The organism is Hydrocoleum sp. CS-953, from assembly GCF_002260545.1.
GTDB lineage: Bacteria > Cyanobacteriota > Cyanobacteriia > Cyanobacteriales > Microcoleaceae > Trichodesmium.
Genome location: NZ_LGSU01001353.1, coordinates 1 through 10,717, shown reverse-complemented (window position 1 = coordinate 10,717; position 10,717 = coordinate 1). Strand labels below are relative to the sequence as shown.

The following is a 10,717-nucleotide window of genomic DNA, read 5'->3' as shown; positions in this document are numbered from 1 at the left end:
AAGATAGAGGATCACCTATTGCTGATAAACTTGTCTTGAAATATTTATCAGAAAATGGTGAAAAAGTTGATGTAGTAACTTATGCAGAAGGGAAAAATGTTGAATTTAACAATGCCAACATTTACCGCACTATCAAAGTTCCATTTGTCAAGAATATTCGTCCGGGATTTTCTTGGAAGAAAATAGTCTATGACATTTTAATGTTGGTTAAAGTAATCAAGCTAATTTCTAAAAAACGCTATGATTTAGTTCATGCTGTAGAGGAATCAGTATTTATTGCACTACTACTGAAATTTACTTTAAAAATCCCCTATATTTACGATATGGATTCTTCATTGGCTCAACAAATGGAGGAAAAATATCCTTTTCTTTCCCGTTTTGGCTTTATATTAAGGTGGTTTGAAAAACAAGCAGTAAAAAATTCAGAAGTTGTAGTTCCAGTTTGTCAAGCTTTAGCTAATACTGTTTATAAATATCGACCTCAAAAAGTTGTACTCCTACCAGATGTTTCTTTGTTGAATGAAAAAGAAGTTTTAACTCAGCAAAATCTTAGAAGGGAACTGAAAATTAGCAATACAATGCTAATGTATGTAGGAAATCTAGAACAATATCAAGGCATAGATTTACTGCTAGATAGTTTTGCTTTAGCACTAAAACAAACCAAAGAAGTTGATTTAGTCATAGTGGGAGGAAACCCCGAAGATATTAAAAACTATCAAAACAAAGCCAAGAAATTAGGAATTAAAGAAAAAGTACATTTTCTAGGACAAAAACCTGCTAGCGAATTAGGAAATTATCTTGCTCAAGCTGACGTTTTAGTATCTCCTCGGACTAAAGGTAAGAATACACCTATGAAAATATATTCTTATCTAGATAGTGGTAAGGCTGTATTAGCAACTAATTTACCAACTCATACTCAGGTATTAGGTCACAAAACAGCAATGTTATCTCATCCTACTCCTAAAGCATTTTCAAAAGGAATAGTTTCTCTAGTTGAAGACCCTGACTTAAGATTAAAATTAGGTACAGAAGGTAAAATTATGGTTCAGAAAAATCATAGTTATGCAGCATTTTGTGAAAAGTTAGCTAATCTTTACAATGAACTGAAACTAAAACTTAACTTCAATAGAAATGAAAATATGGATGGGGAACAAATACTTGCAAAAGAGTCAGATTATTAAGTATTTTAGTTAACTTGGTGAAGTTATCTCCCGTTAAACCAAAGATTATAACGGGAACTTCTCAACCTTCTGTACCAAAATCATGGTGACTCAGCTAATACAAACTAGATCAAAGAAGGTTACAAAATTATGGTTACAGAGAACAGCAAATAGAAAATAGGGAACAAAAAAAAACTGATTTGTAGCCCAAATTTATCTAAATCCTGTTCATGTGATACGCTAATGCTAGAGCAGAAGCAGAAAAAAAAAGCTTTTGAAAATTAAAAACCTTAACTAAAAAGTGGGGTCAGTTGGAGTAGGAATATCTGTGAAATGGAGAGATTTGAAGCTAAGTTGTCTCCACTGCAATACCAAAATTGTCATCAAAGCGTTGCATCTGCTAACTGGAAAAAAGCACAACTCAAAATAGCTAAGGCATCATGTAAAAATAAGACGTTTTCTATCAGTTTTATGAAGCAGATGTTATGGAAAGAAATTTAACTAAACTAACCAACAAAATTCACGACTTAGTTGTAGTGGGTGGGGGAATTTATGGAGCTACCCTCGCTTGGGAAGCAAGTATTCGTGGTCTCTCTGTCGCTCTTGTAGAAAAAGGAGATTTTGGTGGTGCTACTTCTGCTAATAGTTTAAAGACTATTCACGGAGGACTGCGGTATCTACAAAATGCTGACTTCAAGCGGATGCGAGAGTCAATTCACGAACGCACAGCTTTGATGAGAATAGCACCCCATCTGATTCATCCACTACCAGTTTTGGTTCCTACTTATGGACATGGGTTGAAGGGAAAAGAAGTTTTATCTGTGGCATTAGCAATTAATGATTTGGTTAGCTTTGACCGCAATAGACTCCCAGACACCCAAAAACATATTCCTCATGGTCGTGTCATTTCTAAGCAGGAATGTCTAAAGTTACTTCCTGATATTCCGACTCAAGGTTTGACCGGAGGAGCTATATTCTATGATGCTCAAGTCTATAATTCAGAAAGACTGAACATCTCATTTTTACGCTCTGCTGACCAAAAAGGCGCAACTTTAGCAAACTATGTTGAAGTTAATGGGTTTATCCAAAATGATAATCGCATTAGTGGAGTAACAGCAATAGACCGACTAACTGGAAATAAATTAGATATCCGCGCTCAAACAGTTATCAATACCTCTGGAGCTTGGGTAAATAAAATTCTAGGTATGGTCAACCAACAAGAGCGATCGCCTTTTGGTTTAGCTAAAGCAATGAATTTAGTTACTACTCGTCCTTTATTTGAAAAATATGCCGTGGGTATCGACAGCAAAAATAGTTCTGTTGACCCAAATACAGTAATTAATAAAGGTAGTCGCTTCTTTTTTATTGCTCCTTGGCGTGGGCGATCTATGATTGGTACAGAATATGCAGTTTATAGTCAAGACCCAGATGATTTTCAAATCACAGAAGAAGACATAAATCAATTTATTACTGCTATTAACCAAGCATATCCAGGAGCAAAGTTAAAGCGGGAAGAAATTTCATTTGTACATGGGGGGATGCTACCAACAACTAATGTTAATCCTCAAACTGGCGAACCTATCTTAGCAAAACATTATCAAATTTTCGATCATTCTCAAACTGGGTTATTAGGTTTAATTTCATTAGTAGGAGTGAAATATACCACTGCCAGAGACGTNCCAAGCATATCCAGGAGCAAAGTTAAAGCGGGAAGAAATTTCATTTGTACATGGGGGGATGCTACCAACAACTAATGTTAATCCTCAAACTGGCGAACCTATCTTAGCAAAACATTATCAAATTTTCGATCATTCTCAAACTGGGTTATTAGGTTTAATTTCATTAGTAGGAGTGAAATATACCACTGCCAGAGACGTAGCTGAAAAAGTAGTTAATTATCTATTCAAATCATTAGGAAAAAAATCTCCTAAGTCAATTTCATCAGTTACACCTATATATGGTGGAGAAATAGAAAACTTTAACGCTTTTTTACAAAATGCTATTGTGGAAAACCAAGCAAAAGGTTTGACAGAATCAACCATTCGTCGTCTAGTTTATAACTATGGCTCCGCTTATCCAGAAGTTATTAATTATTTGGATAATTCTGAGAGTGAACTAGCAGTTATTAAAGCTGAAATTTTCCATGCTATCCATCAAGAAATGGCTCATAAATTAAGTGATGTAATATTGCGCCGGACAGAATTAGGTAGTGCTGGATATCCAGGAGATGAAATTATTCAATTCTGTGCTGAAGTTATGAGCAAAGAGTTAGGTTGGAATTCCGAAAAATTACAACAGGAAGTGCAAGAAATCAAAAATATTTTGGGAGTTACACCTGTCAAAATTTCTGTCTAGGAAAATTACATAAAATATCTAATTTGGTTTTATCCAAGTCATTTTAGTTAAGTAAATAAACCAAATTATTTACCAAAAAATGAGGTTTAAAGCCTGCCCTTTTAATAGGATCAAAAAATATTTAACTCAGTATTTCAAGCCTCCAACTTTAGTCGGATATTTACTGATAACTGTTAACTGATATAGCAATGAGCGCTGGTATATTTACAAATTGTAGTAGAGGCCAAGCAACTCAAAGTCTTATACTATCGGCAATTTCTTCCCCCTGTTGCCTGTTGCCAGATGAGCTGTTCCCGGAGCACAGCGCTATAACTGAAATGACCTATTCATCCACCAAGAAATAAATTTCTGGGATGCACAGCAGAATTCATCTTTAAGATGACTAAAGGTAGGCTGATATATTATGGCTAATTAATGAAACTTGATATAATAGCTGATAGCTGACGGCTGAATGCTTAACTTAATACTTTTCCTTTATATCAAAAATTTTTAACTATGGCATCTCCAATAGCTCACTCAGTTTCTGGATATTTACTATCTAAATTTATACCCCAAGGATTAGCAAAATATTATCCCTCTCGTTGGTGGAGCTGGGAAAATTTTTATCCTGTTTTTGTCGCTATTTTTGCTGACTTTGATTTTCTGCCTCAGTTAATCACAGGGGAAAGATTTCATCGAGGCATTACTCACACTTTTGTTTTTGCCATTGTTTTTAGTTTCATCGTTAGTTGGTTAATTAGTTATTATCGCAAATCTTCTTTTAAACAACTATTTTTATTGACTTTAGTTATCTATAGTTCCCATTTGGTGCTAGATTTTTTCACTGAAACAACTGGTTCTGGTTTACAACTTTTATCACCGTTTACAGATACATATTTTAAGTCAGCAATACCAATTTTTCCATCAGTTCATCACTCCAGAGGATTATTCGACCCTAGTCATTTTGTATTTATTATTTGGGAATCATGTTACTCAATATTACTCCTAAGTGGGTTATGGCTGTGGAAAAATTATCGCTCTAGAAAATTCTCTGAATAAATCAAGTCAAAATGAATCAAAAAATTATTGCAGATGCTCACGTTCATATTCATAAATGTTTTGAACTTGACCAACTATTAAACGCATCTTTAACAAATTTTCAGAAAATATCTAGAACAAAAACCGATATTGATAACTCGGTTTTTTTGATATTTTTAACAGAAATGGTCGGCGATTTTGAATTTAGTAAATTATTAGAATCTGCTCAAAATCATCAGCAAATTAATAATTGGAAATTAGCTCCAACTCAAGAATCAATATCAATTTCTGCCACTAATAACGAGAATCAAAAAATATTCATAATTGCTGGTCGGCAAATAGTAACAGCAGAAAAATTAGAAGTTTTAGCTCTAATTTCAGATAGTGAATTTGCAGATGGTTTACCTGTAGAAACTACCATCCAAAATATAGTATCAACAAATGGCATACCTGTGTTACCTTGGGCAGTAGGAAAATGGATAGGCAAAAGAGGTAAGATTTTACAAAAGTTATTAAACTCAGATACCCTTTCTATGGTATATCTCGGTGATAATAGCGGTCGTCCGAATTTTTGGTCAAGACCATCTTATTTTCAACTAGCTGAACAAAAGGGATGGAAAGTTTTACCAGGAACAGACCCTCTACCCTTAAAATCTGAATATACCAAACCAGGAAGTTTTGGATTTATAGTAGAGGGTGAGTTTAATGAAACTGAACCAGGAAAAAGCATGAAGGAGATTTTATTAAATCCTACTACTTCAGTTCAACCCTATGGTTCCCTAGAAACACCATTTCGATTTATTCGTAACCAGTTGGCTTTACGATTAAGTGCATAAGCAGTATAAACCGATAAATATTATTAAATATCATTAAAAATTTAGTTGGCTAATGAGTAAAGTATTAGTAACAGGTGGTAAAGGTTTCCTGGGCAGTCATATAGTTTCTCAATTATCCGCAGCAGGAAACAATGTCCGAATTTTTGCTCGTCCTCCTGCAACAGGAATTCCTAACAATAATAGTTCTGAGGAATATGATGTAGTTTGGGGAGATATCAGAGATGCAAAAGCTGTAGAAAAAGCAGTCGAAGGGGTAGATAATGTCATCCATGTAGTGTCAAATTTTCGCAAAGGTGGATCGGATGACAAAGAAGCTTATGCAGTTAATGTAGAAGGTACAAATCACGTCTTAGAAGCTGCGAAAAAGCATAACGTTAAACATCTGATTCATTGTAGCACTATCGGAGTTCATGGAACTGTCCTAGAAATTCCAGCTAATGAAAAGACTGCTTTTAATCCCACAGACCTTTATCAAGAAACAAAATTAATTGCTGAAAAACGGGTGTGGGAGTTTTATAAAGAAACAGGTTTACCAATTACCGTAATTCGTCCCATATCATTATTCGGACCTGGCGATCGCCGAATGTTGAAATTATTCAAGATGATTCAAAAAGGTCGGTTTGTGATAGTGGGAGATGGAGAGGTACTATTTCATCCTTCTTATATAGATGATGTAGTTCGAGGATTTTTACTTTGTCTGAACAATGAAAAGGCAATAGGAGAAGTATTTATTTTTGGTGGAGAAGGATATTTAACTCTTAATGAATTATGTCAATTAATTGCAGCAGAATTAGGAGTTAAACCTCCAAATATTAGAGTTCCTTTAGGTCCGGTTTTGAGTTTAGCAACACTTTGTGAAAAGGTTTGTGTACCTCTAAATATTGAACCACCTTTACATAGAAGAAGAGTAAGTTTTTTCCAAAATAATCGCGCATTTTCTATTAACAAAGCCAAACAAGTTTTAGGATTTGAACCCCAATATTCAATTAAAGAAGGGATTCAAAAAACCAGAGATTGGTATCAAGAACAAGGATGGTTATAAATATAAACTACTGAAATTTAATGCAACTACTATGGCTATAAGTGATGATTTGGAAAAAACAGAACTTCAGGCAAAATTAACTGATGAAAAAAAGACAGCTTTACAAAAATATCAGGATATAACAATTGGCTCTTACAGTNTATAAATATAAACTACTGAAATTTAATGCAACTACTATGGCTATAAGTGATGATTTGGAAAAAACAGAACTTCAGGCAAAATTAACTGATGAAAAAAAGACAGCTTTACAAAAATATCAGGATATAACAATTGGCTCTTACAGTATTTCTAAATTAATCAAATATGAACTTTTAGTAACACTCATTGGAGCTTTACCTGGAGCAATAGGTTTAGTTTTAAGAAAAAAATTCTATAAATCATTATTTGGTAGAGTTGGTCGTAATGTAATTTTTGGCAAATCTATCACAATTCGACATCCCGATAAAATATATATAGGTGATAATGTCATAATTGATGATTATGCAGTATTAGATGGAAAAGGAGCTGATAATAACCGAATTATTATTGGTGATAATGTAATGATTGGTAGGTCTAGTGTAATTAGTTGTAAAAATGGCAATATTACTATCGGAGAAAATAGTAATATTGCCATGAACTGCTTTATTCAATCTGCCAAAGAAGTAAACATTGGTAAAAATGTTCTTTTTGCTGCCTATTGTTATGTAATTGGTGGTGGAGATCACGAAACAGAAAGAACCGATATTCCAATCATTGCTCAAGGTCAGATAGTTAAAGGAATTACAATTGAGGATAATTGTTGGATAGGAGCATCCGTAAAAGTATTAGATGGAGTAAAAATAGGTCGCGATAGTATTATTGGAGCAGGAGCAGTAGTAACTAAAGATATTCCAGATTATGCTATTGCTGTTGGTGTACCTGCCAAAGTAGTAAAAACTCGTTCATAGAGACATCGTAAAAATTTATGAATCAAAAAGTTAACAATACAACTCCTGATACAAAAAATTATGAACGTCCAATATTTATTTTTGGTTGTCCGCGATCGGGAACTTCACTACTTAGTAAACTCCTCAATAGCCATCCGAGAATAGCTATTCCTTATGAGTCTCTTATATATAGAACATTTTATAATTGGTTAAAATTCTACGGAGATTTAAACCTTCCTAAAAATCGAGAACGTCTATTAGATGACATTTTAAGTACAGGTCCACTTGCTGATTGGTCTCCTTATCCAGATAGAGAAAATAGCATCAAAGCTATTCAAAGATATGATTTTCATGGCGTTTTTGAGGCAATTATGTCTGCATGGGCAAAAAACCAGGGAAAACAACGTTGGGGAGAAAAAACCCCTGCTCATCTTTTTTACTGGCGTGAAATTTTGGATGGATTTCCTAATGTACAAATAATCCATATTGTGCGTGATGGACGTGATTGCGCATTGTCTTGGAAACAATCCCGAGTAGGACCTAAACATATTTATCCTACAGCTAGGGGATGGGTAAAACATCTAGAAGAAATTGATAAGTTGAAAAATGTCATCGATCAAAACTCATTTTTTGAAGTTCGATATGAAGAACTCTTATTAAACACTCAGGGAGTTCTCAAAGATATGTGTTCGTTTCTAGGAGAAGAATATACTCCAGAAATGCTAAATTTCTACAAAGATAATGCAGCATATAAAACAGATAAGCAAAATCTGCAGAATCTTGCTCGTCCTATTATCAGCAGNATAAGTTGAAAAATGTCATCGATCAAAACTCATTTTTTGAAGTTCGATATGAAGAACTCTTATTAAACACTCAGGGAGTTCTCAAAGATATGTGTTCGTTTCTAGGAGAAGAATATACTCCAGAAATGCTAAATTTCTACAAAGATAATGCAGCATATAAAACAGATAAGCAAAATCTGCAGAATCTTGCTCGTCCTATTATCAGCAGTAATACTGAAAAATGGCGTACACAGATGACAGAGCGTCAATTGCGTATTTTTGAAGCAGTAGCTGGTTCTACCTTAGAACGTTATGGTTATCACAGAGAGCTAGAAAATCCGCAAATTTCAAGTTTGGAAAAACTACAATTTAAGTATATTGAGCATCCTCCTCGAAAATTTTTAGCAATGATAAAAAACCGTAAAGGTCAAATTGAAGCATTACAAGACTTGAAAGTATACTTCAATCTGAGGTTGGGTTTAGATAGTCCCACTCCACTTTATAGCTCATCATTGAGTAGAAATCTTTAAGAGTTTAGAGACTGTTTGTAAAACAAGTATTAAGAAAGTTTAGAGTGACTAAAATTTCAAATAGGTAAGACTTAAAAAGATTAAAATCTGGTAAATACCAGAGGTGAAAAGGTACATATGTTCCTAGATTTTTAAGTGACAAATATAGCAATGAGCGCTGGTATATTTACAAATTGTAGTAGGGGCAAAAGAGCTAGAAGTCTTATATTATCGGCAATTTATTNAGCAATGAGCGCTGGTATATTTACAAATTGTAGTAGGGGCAAAAGAGCTAGAAGTCTTATATTATCGGCAATTTATTCCCCCTGTTCCCTGTTCCCTGTTCCCTGTTCCCTGTTCCCGGAGCACAGCGCTATAGTTGTTTTGAAATTAGTTATTAATTAATCAAAAAAAAAGGCAATTTTTTATTCTCAAAAATTGCTCTTTCCTTTATACAAAATTTCGGGGTCGCATCAGTATTACTAAACTTGCAATACTGCCAATCATTAAAACTATTCCAATCTGTAATTGTAATCCATTCATCATTAGAGAAGGAACTGTTGTTAAAAGCAAACTCATTGCAGAAATTAACTGTAATTGGTGTCCAGCTTTTTTGTAACCCATACGACTCATCATTCCTAGACCAATTATACCTAAAACTCCTGCACTAAATAAAGTACATAAAGCAGCACCAACAGACCCTAAAAATGGGATAAGTATAGCGTTAGAGATAATGTTGATAATAGTGCTAAAGAGGAGTAAAGGCGGTAAATATTTTTCCCGTTGAGTTGCCAGAAAAAACTGCTGCACCAATAAACCAAACATATGAACACTAATATTGGGAATTAAAATTGCTAAAGATTGAACTGAATAGGAATATTCCTCACCATACAGAAGTTCAACTAAATAACTTTGAAAAAATCCAGCAATTACTATTGGTGGTAATACTAATATTAAGAGTGCGCGGGTTGCTTTGTATATTTGCTCTGGAACTTTCTCAGGTTCGTTAGCATGATAACGAGCTAATCTCGTAAAAATTACATAAAAAACCACTCTAGGTAGAGCAGAAAAAATCTCCACTATCTGATATGATGCACTGTAAAATGCTGCCTCTCCTGTTTCAGCCATCCCTTTGAGCATTACTACATCAATTTTGTAGTAAAGCATCCACAATACTCCTGACAAAGCAAAAGGGAATGCAATTTGATAAATTCCTGTTAAATTATTAAAATTTAGAGTACGCCATACAGTTAGTTTTCGACTTAAGTAGTAAAGAAAACCCAAATTTTCTAATAAACGAACTAGCACTAAGGTTCCAACTACCAATACCAAATTATTTGTCCATAACAAGACTCCACCAGCAAGAAATACCACCGCAGATCGCTCAATTGCCACAGAAATAGTTTCTATTCTGAACCAACCCATCCCTTTAGCAACCCCTCGCAAAGTCAATTTAATCTGACGGCAGAGTTCAGCAAACACCACGAGATAACATACTATGAATCCTTCTCCTTGGTAATTTAGCAATTGGGTAATTGGGAATAATAATATTAGAACAGGCAAAACGTTCAAAATTTCTAACAGAATAAATTGGATTGTATATTTTGACCCCTCCTCTGGATTAGCTGCTACTTCACGTTGAATTAGAAATGGTAATCCACATTGTATGAATAAGGATAAAATAGCTCCTAAAGCTGCTGCTGATGCAAATATCTCATATCGCTCCGGACCGAGTAAACGAGCCAGAATAATGTAAAAGACAAATGTCAGAGCTAGGGTTCCCTCTCCCAAAAGAGAATAAAAATAAGACCAATCTAGGCGAGTTAGTAATTTTTTCATATTTAATAGTAAAAAATTTGATAATTTCTTATCATTTCATTTATAGTAGAAAATATTAATTAAAAAAATATGTCAGATATACGATTTTCGGACATCTTTTTGGTATCTTAGCTGTAGCTATGAATTTACTCCAAAATTAACACAAAAAACTACTAAAATTGTAGGTGTTGATTTGGGAATTAAGACATTAGCAACGTTAAGTAATGGGAAAGTATTTCAGAGTGTAAAGTCATACCGCAAGTTTGAAGCCAAGCTCTCTAGACTACAATACC

General features: G+C 34.1%; 9 protein-coding genes and 2 pseudogenes. 10 read left to right on the top strand and 1 reads right to left on the bottom strand.

The annotated features are described in order from the left end of the window. The 10 genes and pseudogenes from AFK68_RS39800 to AFK68_RS46460 all read left to right on the top strand — a co-directional run. On the top strand, positions 1–1,181 hold a 1,181-nt coding region (locus AFK68_RS39800; RefSeq protein ID WP_210407624.1), incomplete at its 5' end, for a glycosyltransferase family 4 protein. A 312-nt stretch (positions 1,182–1,493) separates the two neighbouring features. Next, on the top strand, positions 1,494–1,661 hold the full coding sequence (locus AFK68_RS37375) for a hypothetical protein (RefSeq protein WP_168186657.1): 168 nt from the start codon (positions 1,494–1,496) through the stop codon (positions 1,659–1,661). Continuing rightward, positions 1,646–2,838 (top strand): annotated as a pseudogene (locus tag AFK68_RS25735) (FAD-dependent oxidoreductase); the annotation flags it as partial. The gene AFK68_RS37375 and the pseudogene AFK68_RS25735, both read left to right, overlap by 16 nt. A gap of 59 nt (positions 2,839–2,897) precedes the next feature. Beyond that, the gene (locus AFK68_RS46470; protein WP_094676254.1) at positions 2,898–3,515 is read left to right on the top strand and encodes a glycerol-3-phosphate dehydrogenase C-terminal domain-containing protein; all 618 of its coding nucleotides are present in this window, start codon (positions 2,898–2,900) and stop codon (positions 3,513–3,515) included. Between the two features lie 495 nt (positions 3,516–4,010). Further along, entirely contained in the window at positions 4,011–4,553 is a 543-nt protein-coding gene (locus tag AFK68_RS25725) for a metal-dependent hydrolase (protein ID WP_094676252.1), read from the top strand. 11 nt (positions 4,554–4,564) lie between these two features. After that, entirely contained in the window at positions 4,565–5,368 is an 804-nt protein-coding gene (locus AFK68_RS25720) for a hypothetical protein (RefSeq protein ID WP_094676250.1), read from the top strand. Positions 5,369–5,420: 52 nt separating this feature from the next. Next, positions 5,421–6,410: an NAD(P)-dependent oxidoreductase gene (locus AFK68_RS25715; protein WP_094676248.1), complete on the top strand. Its 990-nt coding sequence runs from the start codon at positions 5,421–5,423 to the stop codon at positions 6,408–6,410. Positions 6,411–6,550: 140 nt separating this feature from the next. Then, positions 6,551–7,336, top strand: a 786-nt coding sequence (locus AFK68_RS25710; RefSeq protein WP_210407623.1) for an acyltransferase, incomplete at its 5' end; no start/stop codon positions are given. Between the two features lie 17 nt (positions 7,337–7,353). After that, positions 7,354–8,117, top strand: a pseudogene (locus AFK68_RS46465) (sulfotransferase); the annotation flags it as partial. A gap of 90 nt (positions 8,118–8,207) precedes the next feature. Beyond that, the gene (locus AFK68_RS46460) at positions 8,208–8,627 is read left to right on the top strand and encodes a hypothetical protein (RefSeq protein WP_371357560.1); all 420 of its coding nucleotides are present in this window, start codon (positions 8,208–8,210) and stop codon (positions 8,625–8,627) included. A 429-nt stretch (positions 8,628–9,056) separates the two neighbouring features. Here the strand turns inward: AFK68_RS46460 and AFK68_RS25695 are convergent, their stop codons facing one another. Beyond that, the gene (locus AFK68_RS25695) at positions 9,057–10,445 is read right to left on the bottom strand and encodes a flippase (protein ID WP_094676242.1); all 1,389 of its coding nucleotides are present in this window, start codon (positions 10,443–10,445) and stop codon (positions 9,057–9,059) included. Positions 10,446–10,717 lie beyond the last annotated feature (272 nt).

Excerpts from the sequence above, each read along its gene's own strand:
- AFK68_RS37375 (WP_168186657.1), top strand. The coding sequence starts at position 1,494 with ATGGAGAGATTTGAAGCTAAGTTGTCTCCACTGCAATACCAAAATTGT.
- AFK68_RS25695 (WP_094676242.1), bottom strand. The coding sequence starts at position 10,445 with ATGAAAAAATTACTAACTCGCCTAGATTGGTCTTATTTTTATTCTCTT.
- AFK68_RS25715 (WP_094676248.1), top strand. The coding sequence starts at position 5,421 with ATGAGTAAAGTATTAGTAACAGGTGGTAAAGGTTTCCTGGGCAGTCAT.
- AFK68_RS25725 (WP_094676252.1), top strand. The coding sequence starts at position 4,011 with ATGGCATCTCCAATAGCTCACTCAGTTTCTGGATATTTACTATCTAAA.
- AFK68_RS46460 (WP_371357560.1), top strand. The coding sequence starts at position 8,208 with ATGTGTTCGTTTCTAGGAGAAGAATATACTCCAGAAATGCTAAATTTC.
- AFK68_RS46470 (WP_094676254.1), top strand. The coding sequence starts at position 2,898 with ATGCTACCAACAACTAATGTTAATCCTCAAACTGGCGAACCTATCTTA.
- AFK68_RS25720 (WP_094676250.1), top strand. The coding sequence starts at position 4,565 with ATGAATCAAAAAATTATTGCAGATGCTCACGTTCATATTCATAAATGT.